The sequence below is a fragment of the Herbaspirillum sp. WKF16 genome, assembly GCF_028993615.1.
Classification (GTDB): Bacteria; Pseudomonadota; Gammaproteobacteria; order Burkholderiales; family Burkholderiaceae_D; genus Herbaspirillum.
This window is the reverse complement of sequence record NZ_CP118632.1, coordinates 645,666-666,884: the sequence shown is the minus strand read 5'-3', so window position 1 is coordinate 666,884 and position 21,219 is coordinate 645,666. Positions and strand designations below refer to the sequence as shown.

Genomic DNA, 21,219 nt, shown 5'->3' with positions numbered 1-21,219 from the left:
TGGCGCAGCCGCGCAAATGGTGGGGCGTTTGAAATGCAATTACTTTGTGCTTTTAGACGCAATTAGGTGGGGCAAGTGGGTGCAAATATTCAATCGATGACTGCAACGAATAAAGTTGTCGGACATGATGACCGTCCGCTGACAGAAGCAAGAAAGCCCGCAGATGCGGGCTTTCTATTTCGTGGCCACCTTCACAGAGGTGAATAGACCGTATTCGGGAGGATATTCATCTCAGGTAAAAATATCCGAAGCTGCTTTCCGAACAGTGGCTACAAATTCGAGGCCCAAGATGTGAATCTTGGCCTGCTCATCCCCAAGTTTCACTCCCCAGCGGCGCTCCATGAAGGTGAGCAGCCTGACTCCCCTGGAAACAATTTCTTTTGCAGTCCAATCAGCCAATCGCGATACTTCGATCTCGCTGTAGCAACCATACGCATAACCGACGCTTTTCTCCGAGTTGCCCTTCTTCTCCTCAAAAGACTTGTTCCCGAGTGAAGCATTCTTCGGCGTTGAAAGTGGCAAAAGATTACCAATTGAATTTCTCAGAGTGTTTCGCTGTTTCACACTGTAAAGAGTGAATTTTTCTTTCCAATATGAATGCGTGGCTTTTTGAGGATAAATGTGTTCGATGCTGCGATAGTCGGAGTTATAGCCCTCTTTCGAGAACTCCTCCCAATCCAACTTTTTTCGGTCCGCCTTCGCCGTTTCAAGCAAGGACTGCTCATACTCGAAAAGAAAATATCGGGTCGCTTTCCAGCCATAAAACCCGTTTGTAGATTTTCCAAGGCTTGAAATAGCATCGTGAAACTCAGTGGATGAAAAATACAGTTCATTTACTCGAGCAATCTCGCCGATCGCCTCATGCACGTTTTTTTCTCCGCGAATAACTTCCAAGGCAAGCTTTTCTATATTTATGTCGTGTACTCCGCGTCGTCCAGCTGAGAAAAGCAATAACCTATCAAATTCTTTTAAGAATTCCACCTTTGTTTGCCACTTAGTCCCTTTGACACGATAAAAAGCAAACAAAAGAATGAGGGCACCATGGGCATTATGGCGAGCAATTCGCTCCAACCACACCTTCTCTTCACTCCTCAGAGCTGTAGATTCTCCAGGATTTTGCAGCTCGTAATAGAGCTTTACTGCCGCCTTGATATCATGTGCGTACTCATACACACGCGCCACATCAAGCTTTCCGAGCTTCGGATGATCGTCGGTTAATCTACGCGTAGAAAAAATGTCTTCTAGCAAGAGGTCCTTATAACTATCCTCCTTCGTGAAGTACCACAGAGGATAGCTACTTTCTTCCTTAGACTTCTCTATTAACGCAACGGAAAAGTAGATAAAGAAATGGGCCAGAAGAAAGTCGTCGTCATCAATAGGGCGATTCTGGTTCTTCCCTAAAAAGTGGTAAAGAGTTTTCCAACACTCATTAACAACCGACCTCAACCGATTCTTTTGTACGTCGTCAACGTCAAACTTAGTTGAGAGATAAATTAGGCGGTTTTTTAACAACTCCAAATGAGATAGCGGCTTCCCGCGGTTATTCATTGTCTCGAACGCGACGAACACATCAATATCGCGTGAAATTGTATAAATATTAAAAAGGAAATTCTGAGTAACTTTTCTGAAGACGGATTCAATTTCTTTCTTCCCGAGCTTCTCTATTTCATTTTCGAAGAACTCTTTGGCTCGCTTCAGATTTTTCGTATAAATCGTTTCTTCATTGGTGCTGTGACTGTCAGAGCTTTCTTGGTAAATATGAGTTTTTAGATACTCATAACTCGGATTGTCCTTCTCATACCCAAAAATATAGGATCGGGAAATATCCCTGTCTTTGGACAGGAAAATATACTTGCGCCTAATCTCTTCTTTGGTATCGAAGTTAAGCAAGTCCCCATCTGACAAGTGCTCAGTGATAACCTGAAGCAATATGATTATGGATGTAAGCCTCTGCTGGCCATCCACAACATAGTAAGGTACGAAACTCTTAGAATTGATGATCCAGAGATCCTCATTCCATTTTGAGTACGCCTCTTCAGAGGCTTCCTCAAGAGTTAGCACCCCCGTATAGTGGTTTTTTTTATCCTCGAGCTGAACTATGTCCATCCAAAAATCTTTAATGTGCTTACGTGTCCACGCATAGCCGCGTTGATAATCGGGAATGCGAAAAAGATTTTGGGAAAATATCTTGGCAATAGGTAGAAGATTGTTATCCAATTCCGGCCCCCATTCGTGGGTTTAATTGTTAGTTATCGCTATTGCGCCCATCGTGTTACGACATTCTGAATTTCTCTGATTGCACAGAAAAACTGCGCAAATGGAATGTATCAGGATTTCCATAAATACAACAATGACCTCGCCGTGCTTACCGGAAGTTCCCGACTCCCGATGAGTCGGCCACTGGCTCTTAAGAATCCACCCCAGCGATAGCAAAGCTTCTTAACGGGGCTTCAATTTCCGACCAAATTTATTCGGGTCCGACCAGCTTTAATCATTGCAGTCAGTGTTGTGACCACAATGATTAAAGTTGGTCGGACACGGAAGTCAGCTCCTGGCCGACTGCGGTCCTTAAAATTCTTCGGATTTCAATTTGCTAGCAAGCGAATAGATTTCTTGCCGCAATACTGAAAATTGTTCGTTTTCTGCAGATGGCACTATCAAACTGTTTCCGTCATAACGCTGCAGAACAACATCATTCAAGCTTCCCATTCCTCCGAATGCGCTTAAAAGATGCTCGATTCCGTAGAAATCTAATTGCAGAATCATGCGAGCATCTGTCATAAGCCAATCAGCCCATTCAATGTTCTGGTGGGCCTGCAATAGCTGCGTAGCCTCACGAAGCCTTAGCAAGAGCAATTCAATTTCTGGGTGCATTTTCTTGAGCATCGCTGGGTTCAAGGTTGACCGCTCCTGGCCGGAAGCGGACCTTCATGGATGCGCAAAGGTCGTTGACTGAGGATCGCTCTTCCGACCTGGATGCCCAATCCTAGGAAATAGCTAGTATGATTAATTTAAATTTAATCATATAAGTTCCGGGAATTTCTCCTTGAGAATGCCCGGAAGACACCACCTTTTCATGTTTCTCTCCCTTCGCGCCGTACTCAATGACTCCGCTCCCCGACTGAGGAACAAGGTCGTTAGCATCTATGCCTTTCTCATCCTCTTCAACGTCGCCACCTGGATAGCCACGTTCCTGGCCTTCAAGTATACGCCACTGCTGCTGGGAACCGCATTTCTGGCCTACAGCTTTGGCTTACGGCACGCGGTAGATGCCGACCACATTGCCGCCATCGACAACGTCACCCGCAAGTTGATGCAGGATGGGAAAAAGCCGGTAGCCGTCGGCCTGATGTTTTCGCTCGGGCACTCGACGGTCGTCATCCTGGCGTGTCTCCTCCTGGCGCTGAGCGCCATGGCCTTGAAGACGCACATGGAGTCATTCCACGAGATCGGCGGCATCATCGGGACGCTGGTCTCTGCTTTCTTCCTGCTGTTGATCGCAGTGCTCAACCTGATCGTGCTGATTTCCGTCTGGCGCAAGTTCCGGGATCTGCGCCAAGGCAAGCCTTATGTTGAGGAAGACGTGGATTTGCTGTTGAGCAATCGAGGTTTCATGGCGCGCATTTTCCGGCCCATGTTCAATCTCATCACCCGTAGCTGGCATATGTATCCGCTGGGTTTTTTGTTTGGTCTCGGCTTCGATACCGCTACCGAGATTTCTCTGCTTGGTATTTCGGCGACGCAAACCGCTAATGGTTTGCCGATCTGGTCGATCCTGCTGTTTCCGTTGTTGTTTACCGCTGCCATGTCACTGGTCGATACGACAGATGGCATTCTGATGCTGGGTGCTTATGGCTGGGCCTTCGTCAAGCCGGTGCGCAAGCTTTACTACAACATGACCATTACCTTCATGTCGGTCTTGGTGGCAGTTGCAGTCGGTAGTATTGAAGTACTGGGGCTTCTGGCGGAAAAACTGGAATTGTCAGGGGCGTTCTGGGATTTCGTCGGCGAGCTTAGCGACAATTTCGGCGTGATTGGCTATCTCATCATCGGCGTTTTCATGGCCGGCTGGCTGCTATCCCTGCTGATTTACAAGTGGCGCCGCTATGACGAGATGGAGTTGCCGCAGGCATCAGATGTCAGCTGAGAGCCCGGCGCCAAGGTAAGCAAGGCGGCGAGCAGGGATCGGCCGCTTGTACATTGACGCAAACAAGCGCCAGGCCACACGTCAGGTTTTCGGCTGGAAATGCACGTGGCCATGCCCGTGGCTGGCGCGCACATATTTCTCTTTCTTCATTTCCACTGGCACGATGTGAACGTTGCCGTGCCGTACGCCAGTTTGCGAAATGATTGCGTCGGCGCAGGCGCGCACTTCATCGAGGCGCCCCTTGAGAATCACGGTTTCCAGGCAATTGTCGTGATCGAGATGGACGTGCTGGGAAGCGGTGGCGACGTCGTGATGGTCGTGCTGCAGCTGGGTCAGTCGATTGGCCAGCATACGCTCGTGGTGGTCGTAGATGTAGCTGACGGTGGCGACGCACCACTTGGTCTTCCCATCGTCTATCTCAGACTGGCCCAGTTCCTTGCGCACCAGGTCGCGGAAGGCTTCGGAGCGGTTTGAGTAGCCCTTGCTTTCAACGAACTTATCGAAATCTTCCGCCAGGTCGTCATCGACCGAGATTGTCCAGCGCTGCATTGCCATTCCCCTAGAGTGATCACCGGATGATAGCAATGCAGCGCCGTGGCGGTCAAAATGCTCAGAAATTGCGCGTGAACGTCAGTCGGAAGGTACGCGGCTCAACCGGATGGAAGTGCACATCGTTGATGCCGTCGGTCGGCTCGCCGGCTAGGCGCGACGGATAGTAGTAGTCGATGTCGCTGGCCTGACGGTTGAACAGGTTGAACACGTCCAGGCTCAGCTTGGTCTTGCTGTCTACCTTGTAGCCCACGCGTGCGTAGGCCAGCGTGGTCGATTGCGAACGTACGCTGTTGTCCTCGATCAGCGGGCGCGGGCCGAAATAGCGCAACTGGAAGGCACCCGACCAGCGGCCGAGGTCGGTCAGCGTCACGCCAAAGGACGCCACCTTGTCGATGGAGCCTGGGATGTAGTTGCCAGCCGGATCATCTTGCGTATAGCGGGCACGCGAGGCGGCCAGGTCGATGTCGAACATCAGCCAGGAGTTGGCGATGTAGTGGTTGTTCCATTCCACACCATAGCGCTTGCTGGCGCGGCTGGGTTCGGTTTCGCCGGCATCACCCACAAACACCAGTTCCGAATCGATGTCGAGTCGCCACAAGGCCAACGAGCTTTGTAGGCCAGGCACGATTTCGGTGCGCGCGCCGATTTCATATCCCTTCGTACGCACTAAAGGCGTGACCGGTGAGGCGGGGTCGCCATTGGGCAGGCGCGTCTGCGTGGTACCGCGGGCATCGTTGCTATGAAAGCCGCTGCCGTAGTTGATGAAATACTCAGTCTTGGCCCAGGGGCCGAAGATCAGCGACAGCTTGGGCGAGACGATATGGTCGTTGGCCTTACCGGAATTGCCGTCGATGCTGCTGTTGACGTTGAAGTGATAGGCGTCGTAGCGGATGCCGGCGATGGTGCGGAATCTCTCCAGCCACTGCATGGTGTTTTCTGCATACAGGCCGATGCTTCCTTCGCGCACGTTGCTTTCGCTGATGACGCCGGTCTGCTGGCGCGCCGTGGTGCTGTACAGGCCAACCGGAGAGAGCCAGTCATAGCGGCCCTGCACGCCGAACTTGTTGGTCATGTCCATGCCGGCCAGCTTGCCATAGAGCGTCTGGCTGGCATCGAAGCCGGCGATACGGCGCTTCTCGCTCTGGTGGAATTGATCCCCATCGGTAGGATTACTCAGCAAATAGGTAAAGTCGCTGTACAAATCCAGTTTGGACTGGATGAAGTAGGCGTTCATCTGGAACAGGCCATTCTCGTCGCGCTTGTGCATGGAGTAAGAAAGGCTGTAGCGCGAGGTGTTGCCACCATCGGTCGGATCGAGCGAGCCGTAGCGTCCAATCTGGCCAGATTGAACGGCGCGCAACGGGATCTGATCGGTCGAATCCCAGCGGTTGCTGTAGGCCATCGCCGTGATCTCATAGCCGTCGGCCTTGGTGCCGCCGCTGTAGCGCAGCGTCCCGCTATATTTGCGCAGGCCTTCTGGGGTGTCCCAAGGGCCGTTGTTGCGAGTGACTTCCAGACCGTACAGCAGGTTGCCCGACCCCAACGCCAGGGAATCCGCCAGCAACGCGCGCTGGTAGCCGTGGCCGCCCACCGACAGCGAGGCAATACCTTGCGGCAGCGTGTTGGCGAATCGCATGTGGGCGGCGCCGGCCGATGCAAAATCGCCTTCGTCGGCGAAATACGGCCCCTTTTTGTAGTCGATACGATCAATCAGCTCGGGGATGATGAAATTCAGGTCGGTATATCCCTGGCCGTGCGCGTGGGTGCGCATGTTGATCGGCATGCCATCGATATAGGTCGCGAAATCGGTGCCGTGATCAAGATTGAAGCCGCGCAGGAAATACTGGTTGGCTTTGCCGTCGCCGCTGTGCTGGGTGACGATCATGCCGGGCACGAACTCCAGGATCTCGCCGGTACGCAACGTGGGCCGATTTGCGATCAAGGTGCTGTTGACGGTGCCCTGGCTGGCGGCATCCGAGCTGCCTACCGAGTTGTCGTAGTTGCCGACGACTTCTACCTGGCTGAGTCCGACACCCTGCGCGGCATTGGCGATATTAAATCCCTGGCTGGCGGCCAGGATGGCTAGGGCCATCTTCTTTTTGGTGCAGAACACTTACGCTCCTTTGTATGATTTTTTAAATAATTGTCATATCATGCAAATTTTATACCAAGAGAAAGATGTGCTACCCACACAATGGCTCGTTTTTCTTATTTGATATTTGCAACATAGTTGCATAAAATGTTGGGCTTACATCCAATACCCTGCATCCGGCCACGTATGGTTCGGCCAGCAGTCATCTCGGGGAAATCAATCAATGAAGTTGAAGGTTCTACGCGCCGCTGTTCTCGGTGCACTTGCATTTGGGCAGGCGCCGCTGATGGCAGCGGAAACTACGACTGACGTTGGAACCACGGGTGGCGATGGCCTCGGCCAAATTGTCATTACGGGGGAAAGCCAAAACGAACAATATCGGCCTGTTCGTTCTTCCAGCGCCACGCGTACCGATACACCGTTGCAAGAACTGCCGCAATCGGTACAGGTGGTGTCGCGGCAATTGATTGACGATCTCGGCGCCACGCGTTTGGACGATGTCTTGCTGTACGTCAGCGGCGTAGCGAAGCAGAACAATTTCGGCGGCATTTGGGACAACTACTCCATTCGTGGCTTTTCGGGCAACGAGAACGGCGGGATGAACATCCTGTGGAATGGTTTTGCCTCCAATCGCGGCTATGCCCCGCCTCGCGACATGGCCAATGTGGAGAGCGTTGACTTCCTCAAGGGGCCGGCAGCCGCACTCTACGGTAACAGTGAGCCCGGTGGCACCATCAATGTCGTGACCAAGAAGCCGCAGTTCAAGGCAGCTAATTCGCTGGACCTGTCGATTGGAACCCAGGATGCGTATCGCGCGGCCGTCGACTCCACTGGCGCGCTCAACAGCGAAGTAGCGTACCGCCTCAATGCGGCGATGGAAAACAAGGGCAGCATGCGCGATAACGTGCGCAATTCCCGTGAGTTCTTCGCGCCGGCATTTACCTGGGTGTTGAGCGATAGCACCGTTCTGAATTACGAAGGCGAATTCTTGCGGCAGAAGGCGCCGCTGGATCGCGGTGTGGTGGCCGTCAACGGCAATCCGAGTGTGTTGCCGGTCTCGCGCTTTTTGGGCGAGCCCAACGATGGCGACATCAAGATGGAGAACCAGAACCATCTGCTGACGCTGGAACACCGGCTCAACGAGAATTGGCATCTGCGCACCGGTATCTTCCACAAGGACGGGACGTTGGACGGCTACTCCACCGAAGCCTCGGCGCTGCTCGCAGACAACACCACCTTGCGACGCCAGCGCCGGTACCGCGACTTCTCGTGGCACGATACGTCGCTGCAAGCCGAGATCGGCGGGAAATTCCAGGCCGCAGGCGTAGGCCACGAAGTGCTCTTTGGTACTGAAGTGGACTGGCTGACGCTGGACCAGCGCATGCTGCGCATCAACCCGACTGCCGGCTCGCCGTATGCCGTCAATATCTACGATCCAGTCTACGGACAGGCGCAGCCGACACCTGTTGCTAATACCGATACCAGCGAACGCCAGATCAGTACTGGCTTGTATTTTCAGGATCAGATCAGCCTGTCGCAACAATGGAAACTGCTGGCCGGGGTTCGCGCGGACTCCTTCCGTTCGACGCTGGACAATCGTCGTACCGGCGCCACCACGCGGCAGGACAAGGGGGCCTTTTCGCCGCGTCTGGGCCTGACCTACCTGATCACGCAATCCTTGTCGGTCTATGCCAGTGCCAGCAAGTCCTTCCGTCCCAATACCGGCAGCGACGTCAACGGCAATGCCTTCGCCCCGGAAACCTCGCGTGCCGGCGAGGTCGGCCTGAAATTCCAAAGTGAAGACAAGCGCAGCGGTGCAACTCTGGCTGTCTTCGACATCACCAAACAGAATGTGCTGACCACCGATCCGGCCAATCCTGCATTCTCGATCTCTGCCGGAGAAGTGCGCAGCAAGGGTGTCGAGTTAGATTTCAGCGGCAAGATCGACCTGCATTGGCGTGTCACCGGCAACCTGGCCTATACCGACGCCTACGTCGCCAAGGACAATACACTGGCGGTCGGCTCGCGCCTGGTCAATGTTCCGCGCACTTCCGGCAGCCTGCTCGCCGTCTACGAGAGTGCGGATACCCGCGGCGCGCCTTATGGCATCGGCGGTGGTTTCAATTACGTGGGCGAGCGTACCGGCGACCAGGCGGGCAGCTTCAAGCTGCCCAGCTACGTGACGGCGCGGGCGCTGGCGTACTGGCAGTTCACGCCAAAGATGAAGCTGTCGCTGGATGTGAACAACCTGTTCAACAAGCGCTACTACGCCAGCTCCTACAGCAATCTGTGGATCATGCCGGGTGACGAACGCAGTGCAACGCTCGCGCTCAACGTGAAGTTCTGACACATGCACGACCCCACGATGAAATCTGCCGGCCGGCGCAGTTTGCTGGCGACCATGGCAATCGCTGCCGCGGGCACGTTGTTGCCGAGCAAGCAGGTTCTGGCGCATGGCGATGACGGTTCGCATACCCACGATATCGCACCGGTGTCGGCCGATATACTGACGGTGGTCGGGCCGTGGGAGATGACGGGCCTGGATCCGTCCCGCGCCGGCTACATGTTCGCCCGCATGGAAGTGGTCGAGACCCTCTTGGAAGTCGACGACAAGGGCCAATTGCAGCCGGGGCTCGCGTCATCCTGGCAGGCTGGTCCGGATGGCTTGCAGTGGCGTTTTACGCTGCGCTCCGGCCGCAGCTATCACGACGGCACGCCGGTCACGGCGACCAGTGTTCTGGCCTGCCTCAAACGAGCTCACGCCCGGCCGGGCGTGCTGCGCTTGGCCGACATCAAGGCCATTACCCTGGCGGAACATGACATTGTGGTGAACCTGGGGCGCCCCTTCAACGCCCTGCCTTACCTCCTCACGCACTATTCGACCCAGATCTTGGCGCCATCGTCGTTTGCCGCCGATGGCAAAGTGGAACGCATCGTCGGCAGCGGGCCGTTCCGGATCAGCTCGCTATCCCTGCCGCAGCAATTCAACGTAGAGCGCTTTGACGGATACGACGAGACGGGCAATCGGGCGGCCAGGCGGATACAGCGCGCCCGTTACATCAGCGTTGCTCGCTCGGAAACACGCACGCTGCTGGTTCAGAGCGGACAGGCGGATTTGGCCTTTTCGCTCGATCCGCCCAGTATCCGCGCGCTGCAGAATAGCGACAAAGCCGTGCTGCTGTCTGCCATGCTGCCGCGCACGACCTTCATCAAGCTCAATGCCGGCCATCCCTTCTTGTCGGACTTGCGCGTGCGACGTGCGATCGCCTTATGCGTGGAACGCCAGGGCATCGCACGCGCGTTGTTGCGCGATCCCGACTTGGGCGCTACGCAGCTGTTCCCGCCGTCGATGGCCTCATGGCATGACGCCGCATTGCCCGCATTACGCACCGATCCGGACGAGGCAAGGCGCTTACTCGACGCGGCCGGCTGGCGGTTGGCCGGTGACGGTATCCGCCGCCGTCATGGCGAGCGCTTCGAGCTGAGCTTGACGACCTTTGTCGACCGTCCCGAGTTACCGCTGATTGCGGCGGCGCTGCAAGAAGAGATGCGCCAGATCGGCATTGCAGTGCGCGTCGTCATCGGCAACTCCAGCGACATTCCCGCCGGCCACCGCAGCGGTACTCTCCAGATGGGCCTGGTGGCACGCAACTTCGGCAACTTGCCGGATCCGGCGGCCACCTTGCTGCAGGATTTCGGTCCGGAAGGCGGCGATTGGGGTGCCATGGGGTGGCGCAATGAGGAGTTGCTGCAAGTGCTGCAACGTCTGTCCAGCAGCCAGCGCGCCGATACGCTCGCCGGGCAGGCGGGGCGAGCAAAGGTGGCCGCCATTCTCCAGGCCGAGCTGCCCGTGATCCCCGTGGTCTGGTATCGACAGACCTGCGCTGTCAGCCGACGCATGGCCGGCGCCAGTATTGATCCCTTCGAACGTAGTTACAGAATCTCTCAATTGCGATGGATATAAGGATGCGACTCTCCGGCGGCATACCTGCATGGCGGCAGCTCGGTGGCGCGCTGACCCATCGCCTGCTGCAGGCGGCCATTGTGGCGTTGATCGTCGGCACCCTGTGTTTCTTCATGACGCGCATGCTGCCGGGCGACATGGCCTATCGGATCGCTGCCGGTCGCTACGGCTACGATATGGTCACCTCCGCCGCAGCGGAGGCAGTACGCCAGGAACTCGGTCTGGATCGGCCCTGGCTGCTCGCGCTGGGTGACTGGTGGGGCCGCCTGCTGCACCTTGACCTCGGTGTGTCGCAGGTGACGGCACAACCGGTGATCGTCGAAATTGCACATCAACTCGGGCCAACCCTGCGCCTGTCGTTGCTGGCGATGGCGTTTTCGTTGCTGATCGGCCCCACGCTGGGCGCGCTGGCAGGGCTCAATCCCGGCGGCCTGCTGGATCGGGCTACGCTGGCGATATCGGTCGTGCTGCGCGCCTTACCATCCTTCCTGCTGGGGCTGATCCTGGTGCTGATCTTTTCGGTCAGACTGGGGGCGCTGCCGGCGGCGGGGCACGATGACCACGGCAGCATCATGTTGCCGGCGCTGACGCTGGCATTGGGCATGGCCGCCGTCTCCTGCCGGGTAGCGCGCGATGCGATGACGAAGGTGCGTGGCTCCGCTTATTTCGCCTTCGCCTTGACCAAGGGGCTGAGCCTGCACCAAGCGCTGGCGAGGCATGGCCTGCGCAACGTCGCGGCCCCGGTGGTGGCCTATCTTGGCGTGCAGCTGGTATATCTGGTGGAGGGCGTGGTGCTGGTAGAGACCATCTTCGCCTGGCCGGGAATCGGCCATGCATTGGTACATGCCATCTTCGGGCGCGATGTACCGATGATCCAGGGCACTGCCCTGGTGCTGGGCCTGATGTTCGTGCTGTTCAATGCCTTGGTGGATGCGGCTTGTGCCTTCCTCGATCCGCGCCGTCGCGCATGACTCCGATGACATTCTCTTCACCTGAATTTCCTGATATTGCAGATTCCCGACGCCGACTCAGCCTGGGGCAAGCAACAGGTATTGCCACGCTTGCGGCGATCGTACTATTTGCTTTGTTCGGCCCCTGGCTGATCGGCATCGACCCGGCACGCCAGCAGTTGGATCACTTTCTTGAGGCGCCCAGCCTCATGCATCCGCTCGGTTTCGACCAGCTCGGCCGCAGCATGTTGTCACGGCTAGCCAACGGTGCGCGCCTGTCGCTCTCGCTGGCATTGATCAGCATGCTTTCGGCCGCTATCCCCGGTACGCTGCTTGGCCTGTTGGCCGCTTGGCGTGGCGGCTGGTTCGAACGCTCCTTGGCGGCGCTGGCCGATGCCGTGCTGGCGTTGCCGGGCCTGTTGCTGGTGCTGCTGCTTGCCGCCTTTACGCCGGGCGGTTTCTGGCCGCTTTACGTGGGTATTTCGCTGGCGCTGTGGGTGGAATACTTCCGCGTGGTGCGCGCCGCCAGCCGTATCCTGCTGGCTAGTCCGCAAGTGGAAGCTTCGCGCTTGCTTGGTTTCGGATCGGGCTACGTGGTTCGTCGCCATCTGTTGCCGGAGCTGCTGCCAAGGCTGTTCACGCTGATGCGGTTTGGTTTCGCCGGCGCGATCCTGGCGATGTCGGCGCTAGGCTTCGTCGGTGTCGGCCTGCAGCCGCCCACGCCCGAACTGGGCGTGATGATGATCGAGTTACTGCCCTACTACGGCGAGGCACCATGGCTGGTGGGGGCGCCTGTGCTTGTGCTATTCCTGACGCTGATGGGCTTGCTGTTGCTGTCTCCGGAAAAGGAGGCTGCATGATGGAAAAATCTGTATCGCCGGCGCTGGCGGTGGAGAAGTTGCGTGTGCTGCATGGCGCCCAGGAACTGGTACGCGGCATCTCTTTCTCCATCCCTGTCGGCGGCGTGCTCACGCTCTTGGGAGAAAGCGGCTCCGGCAAGTCCTTGCTGGCACAGGCCATCATGGGCAATCTCCCGTCCACGTTGCGTTGCGAAGGCGAGGTGAGCATCGGTGGCGAGCGCAGCGACGCAGCAGACCAGGCCAGCCGCCATGCTGGTTGGGGGCGCCGTCTGTCGTTGTTGCCGCAAGAGCCCTGGTTGGCCCTGGATCCGACCATGAAGGTGCGCCGTCAAATCGAGGAAACCTACGAACTGGTCAGCCATCCGGCCCTGAGTAGCCAGAATGACAGCCTGCATGCCGCCAAAGTGGGGGCCCGCGAACGTGCCATGCGTGCATTGGCAGGATTGGGACTGCAAGACGCAGCCGCCAAGTATCCCTTCATGATCTCCGGCGGCATGGCGCAACGCGTCGCTTTTCTTGCGACGCACGCAGCGGGTGCGCCGGTGATGATCATTGACGAGCCGACCAAGGGACTGGATATCGCGCGTCGCGACGAAGTCCTGGCTTTGCTGAAAAATGCACTCTCCGAAGGCATGAGTTTGTTGTGTATCACCCATGACGTCTGGTTGGCGCGTGCCCTTGGTGGACAACTTTCGGTGATGCTCGACGGCGCGATGATTGAGCACGGAGAGGCGCAGCAGGTCCTGGATGCGCCGTCTCATGACTACACACGCCGCCTCTTGCAAGCAGAACCAGGTAATTGGCCTCGACAGCTGGGAGGCTCTAGTACCAGCGCAAAGATCGTTGCGACGATGACTAACGTCGCCAAATCTTTTGGCCGCCAGAAACTCTTCTCAGGTATGAGCGCGGAGATCCGTGCCGGTGAAATCATTGCCGTCAGCGGCCCCAGCGGATCAGGCAAGACGACCTTTGGCAATGTTGTGCTGGGACTGGCGAAGCCGGATCAGGGGCAAGTGACACGTACGGCCGGCCTGCCAGCGACCGCGTTCCAGAAGATCTACCAGGATCCGGCTGCCGCTTTCGCCCCCGGTGCCAGTCTACGTCGCTCGTTACAGGATTTGGTGACCTTGCATCGGCTGGACTGGTCAGCGCTGGAAGCGCTGTTGTCTCGTATGCGCCTGACGCCGGCGCTGTTGGATCGCAAGCCGGGGCAGGTATCGGGGGGCGAGCTGCAACGCATTGCCTTGGCACGCGTGCTGCTGATGAAGCCCGCGCTCATTTTTGCCGACGAGCCTACGTCACGGCTGGATCCGGTCACTCAACAGGACGTTATTGCCTTGCTGATGGAGAAAACGCGTGCCAGTGGGTGTGCTGTGCTGCTCGTTACGCACGATGCAGATATCGCGAATAAAGTTGCAGACCGAAAACTCCAACTGGTTAGTTAGATGTCTGCTTCTGGCCGAAAGACGACATTTATTGTCGAGTCGCGATGCATTTGAATTGCATTTCGGGCGTCGCGTAGGAACCGATGGCGTTCTCGCGGGACAGATTCACGATTTGCTGCATCCGGCGTCCCTGGGCTTGGCAAAAACCGTCAGCCTTTTTAAGCATTACATCCTTCATGCCGTTCACCGATAAATTCCCGGTGTTGCTTATCGGGGGAAGCAAATAGATATCGGGCGCAACCATGACGATGCCTTGCGCTTCCGGGGCGGCGCATCCAACGAGAAGAGATGCGCTGAGCAGCGCTAAGAATAAATTTCCCGCCATTGCCTCCCCCTTCAAATATGGAATTTATTCGGTTTATTCCAGCTAATAACGTCTTCCACAATTTTGACTTCCGGCCGAGAACGGCCAGCCCAGCGAAATCGAGTGCTTAACTGCGCACTTCGCGTCTCATCGACTGTGGCGGCACACCAAAGCCACGCAGAAAAACCTCCCTCATGTGCCTGCGATCGCGAAAGCCGGTCTCGCGGGCAATGATTTCAAGCGGGTGGCGGCTTTTCTCAATCATCAGCCGTGCCGCTTCAAGGCGCAGGCCTTCGATAGCCTTTGCCGGAGACATGCCGGTCTCCGCCGTGAAGACCCGGCTGAACTGTCGCGGACTTAGATTCGCCTCTTCGGCCAGTTCGTCTACGGTCAACGCACGCGCCAGGTTTTTACGGGCATAGTTCATGGCGTTCTGGATGCGGTCGGATTTAGGGGCCAGCGTCAGCATTTCTGAGTGCTGCGACTGCCCGCCGGAGCGGTGCTGGTGCATCACCAGATTGTGCGCCACGCCGCGCGAGACTTCGTCTCCCAGGTCTTTCTCGACCATGGCCAAGGCCAGGTCAAGGCCGGCAGTCATGCCGGCTGAAGTCCAGATCGGGCCATCTACGATATAGATGCGATCATTTTCAACCTGGATATCCGGGAAAAGCGTTTGCATGTCGCGCGCGAACACCCAGTGCGTGGTTGCGCGACGCCGGTGCAGCAAGCCAGCCTCAGCCAGGACGAAGGCGCCGGTGCAAATGGCAGCTACTCTGCGCGCATCCTTGACGACATCCTGCAGGAAGGCGCGTTCTTCAGGGCTCGACGGCGATTCAAGCGGGTTGCCGACGCCGCACACTACCCAGGTGTCTATCTGGTCTGCGGTCGATGCCTTGCGAGTGGCGATCCCAACGCCCAGTGAGGATCGCTGATCACCGCCGGCGGCTGAGAAATTCTGCAGCACGTAGAACTCTTCTCCAGCGACCTTGTTGGCGTACTCGAACACCGTCTGCGTCGCCAGTCCCATCACCTGAAAACCTTCAGTCAGCAAATAGCCGATGTGATGCATGTCCGTTTCCCTGTTCTTTTTATGTCCTGAAACACGACCATATCCGTCATTCGGGAAATCGGCAAGATTTCTATCATTCACTCCATCAACCAACCCAACACAAGGAGTGAAACATGACACAGACCAAACGCGGCACCGCCCTGATCACCGGCGCTTCTTCGGGCATCGGCGCCATCTACGCCGATCGCCTGGCGCGCCGCGGCTATGACCTGATCTTGGTCGCCCGAAATCGCGAACGGCTCAATGCCCTGGCTGAGCGCATCACCACCGAAACTCGCCAGATGGTGGAGGTGCTGGAGGCCGATCTGAACGATCCGCGCTCTCTGGCTCAGGTGGAAGACAAACTGCGAACCGACGCCAGCATCACCTTGCTGGTGAACAACGCCGGCGTCGGCACGCATAGTGCCTTGCTGGAAAGCAAGGTGGACGACATGGCGGCGATGATTGCGCTGAACGTTACCGCGCCCACTCGCCTGACCTACGCCGCCGTACCTGGTTTCGTGAGCCGCGGCCATGGAGAGATCATCAACATCGCCTCCATCGTCAGCATCGCTCCGGAGCTGCTCAATGGCGTCTATGGCGGAAGCAAGGCCTTCATGCTGGCCTTCAGCCAGTCACTCCATCATGAACTCGCGGGCCGAGGTGTTCGCGTGCAAGCCGTGTTGCCGGGCGCTACCGCCACCGATTTCTGGGCTACCGGCGGCTTGCCGGTCGAGAACCTGGATCCCGCCATCGTCATGCCCGCCGGCCAGATGGTGGACGCCGCGCTGGTCGGTTTTGATCGCGGCGAGCTGGTCACCATCCCTTCGTTGCATGCCCTGGGCGAATGGGAGGCGTATGAAGCAGCGCGCCAGGCCATGCTTACCCAGCTCTCCAACAACACGCCGGCGCCACGCTATACCGTCGTCCACTAAAGCAGTGCTGCGCGGCTCTCCAGGGCAGGCGCATGCACTCTTTCGATTTCAAATTCAGCGTCACCAAACACGAAAGCCATCATCATGAAACTCACCGACAACACCATCTTCATCACCGGCGGCACCTCGGGCATCGGCCGCGCCCTGGCAGAGGCCTTCCACAAGCTGGGCAACACCGTGATCATCGGTGGTCGCCGCAAGCAATTGCTTGAACAGGTTACCGCCGCCAACCCAGGCATGGGGGCGATCGCGTTCGATGTCTCCGACCCGGCCAGCATTGACGTCGCTGCGGCCGAGCTCATGGCGCGCTATCCTGGACTCAATGTGCTGATCAATAACGCCGGCATCATGCCCTTCGACGATGCCGGCGCCAAGATGGACGACAGCGTCTCGCGCAGCATTCTCGACACCAACCTGCTGGGCCCCATCCGCCTGAGCTCGGCGCTGATCGAACAGCTCAAGCGTCAACCTAGCGCCACGATCATTCACAACACCTCGGTGCTGGCCTACGTGCCCCTGGCGGTCACCGCCGTGTATTCGGCATCGAAAGCGGCCCTGCACTCGTACGCGATGTCGCAGCGCTTTATGCTGCGCAATACCGGCGTGCGCGTGCAGGAGATCGCGCCGCCGTGGGTCGACACCGACCTGGTCAAGAAGAGCGGCGATCCGCGCGCCATGCCCTTGGACGCGTTCATCGCGGAGACGCTGACCAAGCTGGCCGGTGATGATGAAGAAATCATCGTCGACGCCATCAAGCCGATGCGCGCCAACCCGGGGCAGGGCGAACATGCGCTGGTCAACGGCTTCAACGAGGCGCTGATCGCCAATCCCATCCCCATGTAAGCGAGACCAGGCAGCAGGCTCCGGCGCAGGGGCCTGCGCTGCGACAGTGTGGCCGCCGAAGACAGATTGCAAAAATCACTCTATGACAAATCATGAAGAGACCAATTGAAGATCGCATGTCCGTCGCTGTCTCCGAGGCTGAGATATCCACTGGATTTTATCGGCGTTCGTTTCGCGCCGAGGTGGTGAAGCAGATCCGCCTGGTGCAAGGAATGTGGGTGATGAACGATCTGGCCATTGCAAACAGGCCGGGATTGATGATCGAAATGATCAGGAGAAAGCGGATTAATGGCTGCAATCTGGCTTATGTCGTTGCGGATGTGGCGGCGGCGTGCAAGGAGCTGGAGACTTCCGGCGCCAGAGTATGCACTCGCACGCGGAACGGCGAAATGGCATGCGTGTCATCTCCCGATGGCGTTTGCGCTGAACTGATCCCGCTCTCCGAAGGCCGGGTTGGAACTGCTGAGACCGGTCGCGCTGCCAGCCGCTGAACTCGGCGGAATTGACTTATTCCTTCGCGCCCGCCAGCCCGTACAGCTGCGGGCTGGCGACATTGGCGAGAGATGACAGCTTCTGGCCGGTAGCAGGCGTGACTCATCACTCGCCGAAGCGCTTCAATAAAGAAGCGCATGCCGGGGAACCAAATACTCTGGCTCGCTCCTCAGCTAAGTGTATTTCTGGCTGTAGTCCTGACGCGGGTTCCAAGTCGATGGAAATTACAGACTTTATTGTTAGTTATCACTGAGCAGTAAAAACAGAGTCTGCCAGGTTCCCGGATCCCCGTACCGGCGCCCCCAGACAAAAAGATGTTCGCCAATGCCAAGGCCGCCTCAAGAGGCGGCCTTTTTAACAATGCCAACCGGCCATCGTCATGGACATCCGTTCAGGCCGAGAACGCACGCTCCACGTGCTCGGCAAACGCGCGCGCCGACGGCTTGGCCGCTTTCCCGGCCGGAAACACCGCATGCAGCTCGACGCGCCCGCAGTCCCAGTCCGGCAGCACGCGCGCGAGCGCGCCATTGGCGAGCTCGGCGCGGCATCCCCAGTAGCTGGTCTGCACGATACCCAGGCCGGCCAGCGCCGACGCCATCGCCACCTCGTTGGTGGAGGCCTGCAAGCGGCAATCCACCCTGACCGACGCGCTGCGGCCGTTGCGCTGGAACTCCCAGGCGCGTACGCCCGTGGGGCCGAGGATGATGTCATGACCGGAGAGATCGGCCGGCGCCTGCGGCACGCCATGCCGCTCCAGATAGGCCGGCGCGGCCAGCAGCATGCGCGGCGAGATGGCCAGGCGCCGCGCGGTGGCGCTGGAGTCGGGCAGCACGCCAAAACGCAGCGCCAGGTCGGCGCCGTCCTGGACCAGGTCCTGCAGTTGGTCGTTGAGCAGCAATTCCAGCTTCAAGGCCGGATGGCTTTGCATGAACGCCGGCAGGATCGGCACCACCTCGCGCACCGCGATGCTGGAGGTGAGCGCCACGCGCAGGCGGCCGCGCAGTTCGCCGGTGCCGCGCACGGCATGGTCGGCCTCTTCCAGCGCCGCAAGGATGGGCTCGATGCGCGCCAGATAATCGCTGCCGGCCTCCGTCAGCGTGACCGCTCGGGTGGTGCGGGTAAACAGCGCGGCGCCGACGTCCCTCTCCAGCTCGGCGGCGATGCGCGAGACCGACGGCTGCGACAGCCCCAGTTCGCGACCGGCCTTGGAAAAGCTGCCGCCGCGGGCAATGCGGACGAATACGCGCAAGGAAAACAAACGGTCGCCCATGATGATCCATTCATTTGAAATATGAATAAATCATAGTTGCACAGGCCAACTTCTCGCAAGTATCCAAATGAAAGATAGTTCTCCTACGCCATGTGGCGCAACCAATCTGACCCAGGAGAACCAAGATGAAACTGCCCGAGAAACTCGCCGAATTTCGCCGCAACTTCGAAGCCGGCGGCCCGCCATACAACGCGCCCGCCTGGATCCACGAACCGATGCACCGCGCCACCGCCGAACTGGTAGCGTCGCACGCCGCCGAGCGCGCCCTGAAGGCCGGCGACCGCGCCCCGCAATTCGCGCTGCCGGACGCCGACGGCCGGTTGCACAGCTCCGAAGAACTGCTGGCGCGTGGCCCGCTGGTGCTGACTTTCTATCGCGGCGTATGGTGCCCGTATTGCAACATGGACCTGCAGGCGCTGCAGGAAGCGCTGCCGCAGATCGAAGCGCTGGGCGCGCAACTGGTGGCGGTGTCGCCGCAAACCGCGGCCAACACGCGCCGCTCGGTGCGCGAGAACAAGACCGCCTTCCCTATCCTGTCCGATCTCGGCAACGAGGTGGCGCAGCGCTTCGGCCTGCGCTTCACCCTGCCCGACTACCTGCAGGATCTGTACAAGAACGTGTTCAAGAACGACCTCGCCGTCAACAACGGCGAACCGAGCTGGACGCTGCCCATGCCGGCGCGCTATGTGATCGCACAAGACGGCACGATCGCCTACGCCGAGGTCAATCCGGATTACTCCGAACGTCCTGATCCGGAAGAACTGCTGCCGGTGCTGCAGCAACTGCAAGCCGGCAAGGCTTGAGGACGGAAGCGGCCGGCGCCGTCCGGCCGCGCAGGCGCACATGCCCACGGCCCGGCCGCGGCATGTGTGCGCCGACCATTTCGCTACCCGTCGTGAGCGAATATTGTTCGAAGAACGTCCGCAAGCCATCCGGTAATCCTCTAATCGGCGTGCCAGCCTCTGCATATCGGATCCGAGCGCTCGCTTTCGGAAGCGCTAACCTGGCGTCCCCCGCGCCTTCCTCTACTTCATTTCCCTCAGAGATATGCAGTCTCGGTTAGGATGGACATCTATCGACACTGAGAAGGGATGGCCCATGGAACACGAAAGCAGACGCCAGCCGTCCGACCGGCGCATTGCCTTGCTGATCGACGCCGACAACGTCTCGCACAGCAAGATCGCGGCAATGCTTGCGGAGCTGTCCAAGTACGGCACCGCCAACATCCGTCGCGCCTATGGCGACTGGAGCAGCGCCAGTCTCAAGGGTTGGAAGGACAAGCTGCACGAATTCGCCATTCGGCCGATCCAGCAGTTCAGCTATTCCAGCGGCAAGAACGCCACCGACATTGCCCTGGTGATCGACGCCATGGAGTTGCTCTATACGCAAAGGCCCGATGCCTTTTGCCTGGCCTCCAGTGATGCCGACTTTACGCCGCTGGTGATGCAGCTCAAGGCCAATGGTCACGATGTCTATGGCTTTGGCGAGCGCAAGACGCCGGCGCCATTCGTCAACGCCTGCACCACGTTCCTGTACCTGGACAGCCTGGGCGACAACGCGGCGGCGGTGGAAGCTCCCGCCAAGGACCAGCCTCGCCAGCGCAAGAAGGCAAGCGCGGAGTCTCCCAAGGTCGGAGCGAAGAACACAAGCAAGACTGCCGACAAGTCCTTGGAAAAGGCCGCGGTCAAGGCCGGCGACAAGTCGCTGGCGCAAGACAGCACGCTGGTGACCATCCTGCGCGGCGCAGTCGAGGCCGCGGCCCAGGAAGACGGCTGGGCCTCGCTCTCCGCGGCCGGCAGCGCCGTCAAACGCCAGGCGCCGATCGATCCGCGCAACTACGGCGTAAGGAACTTCCCGGCGCTGTTCGCAGCGACCGGCTTGTTCGACATCGTCAAGGGCGAAAACGGCTTGAGCTATGTGGCCGACAAGCGGAATCGGGACCGGACGGGCAAGCCGGGTGGATGAGGCGGCGCCATCGAGGCATCCGGGCAGTCCGGCAGCGATCGCCGGCCTCGCGGCACTGCCTGCGGCGTACGCCGGATCGTCGGCCTGTGCGCAATGATGGCGATGGCGGGCATGCGCCCCGGGCCCGCCATCCATCGCCGTATTTTCCGCGACTTTTTCACCTTCCGTCCCGCCCTCCTCCTGAGCAACCGGTATAACCGGAAGCAATACAAATATAAGAAGCTCTCAATGGTCACTCCACCAGTTTTCCGCTACGTTTGCGCTGAATCCAGACAAGAAAAAACAAGGTGAGAGACACACGCATGGCTGATATCCCCACTGCGCATTTGCCGCGATACCGCGGCCGCCTGGA

General features: G+C 58.4%; 18 protein-coding genes. 11 read left to right on the top strand and 7 right to left on the bottom strand.

From position 1 onward, the window contains the following. Positions 1-231: 231 nt before the first annotated feature. Positions 232-2,217 (bottom strand): DUF262 domain-containing protein, encoded by a 1,986-nt coding sequence (locus Herbaro_RS02945; RefSeq protein WP_275012353.1) that lies wholly within the window; start codon positions 2,215-2,217, stop codon positions 232-234. Positions 2,218-2,568: 351 nt separating this feature from the next. Further along, positions 2,569-2,898, bottom strand: coding sequence for a DUF6966 domain-containing protein (locus tag Herbaro_RS02940; RefSeq protein ID WP_275012352.1), 330 nt, complete (start codon positions 2,896-2,898; stop codon positions 2,569-2,571). A 178-nt stretch (positions 2,899-3,076) separates the two neighbouring features. On the opposite strand from Herbaro_RS02940, the gene Herbaro_RS02935 reads away from it, so the two are divergent. After that, on the top strand, positions 3,077-4,147 hold the full coding sequence (locus Herbaro_RS02935; RefSeq protein ID WP_275012351.1) for a HoxN/HupN/NixA family nickel/cobalt transporter: 1,071 nt from the start codon (positions 3,077-3,079) through the stop codon (positions 4,145-4,147). An 81-nt stretch (positions 4,148-4,228) separates the two neighbouring features. On the opposite strand, the gene nikR is transcribed toward Herbaro_RS02935, so the two are convergent. Then, complete coding sequence (nikR, locus tag Herbaro_RS02930) at positions 4,229-4,696, bottom strand: nickel-responsive transcriptional regulator NikR (protein ID WP_275012350.1); 468 nt, start codon at positions 4,694-4,696, stop codon at positions 4,229-4,231. A gap of 61 nt (positions 4,697-4,757) precedes the next feature. Beyond that, a complete protein-coding gene (locus Herbaro_RS02925; RefSeq protein ID WP_275013946.1) occupies positions 4,758-6,791 on the bottom strand; it encodes a TonB-dependent receptor in 2,034 nt (677 codons plus the stop codon). 223 nt (positions 6,792-7,014) lie between these two features. Between Herbaro_RS02925 and Herbaro_RS02920 the strand changes: the two genes are divergently transcribed. The 5 genes from Herbaro_RS02920 to Herbaro_RS02900 are packed head-to-tail and all read left to right on the top strand — an operon-like array spanning position 7,015 to position 14,010. Continuing rightward, positions 7,015-9,138: a TonB-dependent siderophore receptor gene (locus Herbaro_RS02920; protein ID WP_275012349.1), complete on the top strand. Its 2,124-nt coding sequence runs from the start codon at positions 7,015-7,017 to the stop codon at positions 9,136-9,138. A gap of 3 nt (positions 9,139-9,141) precedes the next feature. Continuing rightward, positions 9,142-10,755, top strand: coding sequence for an ABC transporter substrate-binding protein (locus Herbaro_RS02915; protein WP_275012348.1), 1,614 nt, complete (start codon positions 9,142-9,144; stop codon positions 10,753-10,755). 2 nt (positions 10,756-10,757) lie between these two features. Next, positions 10,758-11,726 carry an ABC transporter permease gene (locus Herbaro_RS02910; RefSeq protein ID WP_275012347.1) on the top strand — a complete coding sequence of 323 codons (969 nt, stop codon included), beginning with the start codon at positions 10,758-10,760 and terminating at the stop codon, positions 11,724-11,726. A 5-nt stretch (positions 11,727-11,731) separates the two neighbouring features. Continuing rightward, a complete protein-coding gene (locus Herbaro_RS02905) occupies positions 11,732-12,565 on the top strand; it encodes an ABC transporter permease (protein WP_275012346.1) in 834 nt (277 codons plus the stop codon). Continuing rightward, positions 12,562-14,010 carry an ABC transporter ATP-binding protein gene (locus Herbaro_RS02900; RefSeq protein ID WP_275012345.1) on the top strand — a complete coding sequence of 483 codons (1,449 nt, stop codon included), beginning with the start codon at positions 12,562-12,564 and terminating at the stop codon, positions 14,008-14,010. The genes Herbaro_RS02905 and Herbaro_RS02900 overlap by 4 nt, the downstream gene beginning before the upstream one ends. 28 nt (positions 14,011-14,038) lie before the next feature. Here the strand turns inward: Herbaro_RS02900 and Herbaro_RS02895 are convergent, their stop codons facing one another. Continuing rightward, positions 14,039-14,335, bottom strand: a complete 297-nt coding sequence (locus tag Herbaro_RS02895; protein ID WP_275012344.1) for a hypothetical protein — start codon at positions 14,333-14,335, stop codon at positions 14,039-14,041. Positions 14,336-14,441: 106 nt separating this feature from the next. After that, positions 14,442-15,383 (bottom strand): GlxA family transcriptional regulator, encoded by a 942-nt coding sequence (locus Herbaro_RS02890; protein ID WP_275012343.1) that lies wholly within the window; start codon positions 15,381-15,383, stop codon positions 14,442-14,444. Positions 15,384-15,496: 113 nt separating this feature from the next. Between Herbaro_RS02890 and Herbaro_RS02885 the strand changes: the two genes are divergently transcribed. The 3 genes from Herbaro_RS02885 to Herbaro_RS02875 all read left to right on the top strand — a co-directional run bounded on the left by Herbaro_RS02885 (position 15,497) and on the right by Herbaro_RS02875 (position 17,631). Then, complete coding sequence (locus Herbaro_RS02885) at positions 15,497-16,297, top strand: SDR family NAD(P)-dependent oxidoreductase (protein ID WP_275012342.1); 801 nt, start codon at positions 15,497-15,499, stop codon at positions 16,295-16,297. 84 nt (positions 16,298-16,381) lie between these two features. Beyond that, positions 16,382-17,140, top strand: a complete 759-nt coding sequence (locus Herbaro_RS02880) for an SDR family oxidoreductase (RefSeq protein ID WP_275012341.1) — start codon at positions 16,382-16,384, stop codon at positions 17,138-17,140. Between the two features lie 92 nt (positions 17,141-17,232). Next, positions 17,233-17,631: a hypothetical protein gene (locus Herbaro_RS02875; RefSeq protein ID WP_275012340.1), complete on the top strand. Its 399-nt coding sequence runs from the start codon at positions 17,233-17,235 to the stop codon at positions 17,629-17,631. Between the two features lie 392 nt (positions 17,632-18,023). Here the strand turns inward: Herbaro_RS02875 and Herbaro_RS02870 are convergent, their stop codons facing one another. Further along, positions 18,024-18,902 (bottom strand): LysR family transcriptional regulator, encoded by an 879-nt coding sequence (locus tag Herbaro_RS02870; RefSeq protein WP_275012339.1) that lies wholly within the window; start codon positions 18,900-18,902, stop codon positions 18,024-18,026. A 125-nt stretch (positions 18,903-19,027) separates the two neighbouring features. Between Herbaro_RS02870 and Herbaro_RS02865 the strand changes: the two genes are divergently transcribed. Next, positions 19,028-19,705, top strand: a complete 678-nt coding sequence (locus tag Herbaro_RS02865) for a peroxiredoxin-like family protein (protein WP_275012338.1) — start codon at positions 19,028-19,030, stop codon at positions 19,703-19,705. A 295-nt stretch (positions 19,706-20,000) separates the two neighbouring features. Beyond that, positions 20,001-20,867 carry an NYN domain-containing protein gene (locus tag Herbaro_RS02860; protein ID WP_275012337.1) on the top strand — a complete coding sequence of 289 codons (867 nt, stop codon included), beginning with the start codon at positions 20,001-20,003 and terminating at the stop codon, positions 20,865-20,867. The last annotated feature ends 352 nt before the right edge of the window (positions 20,868-21,219 follow it).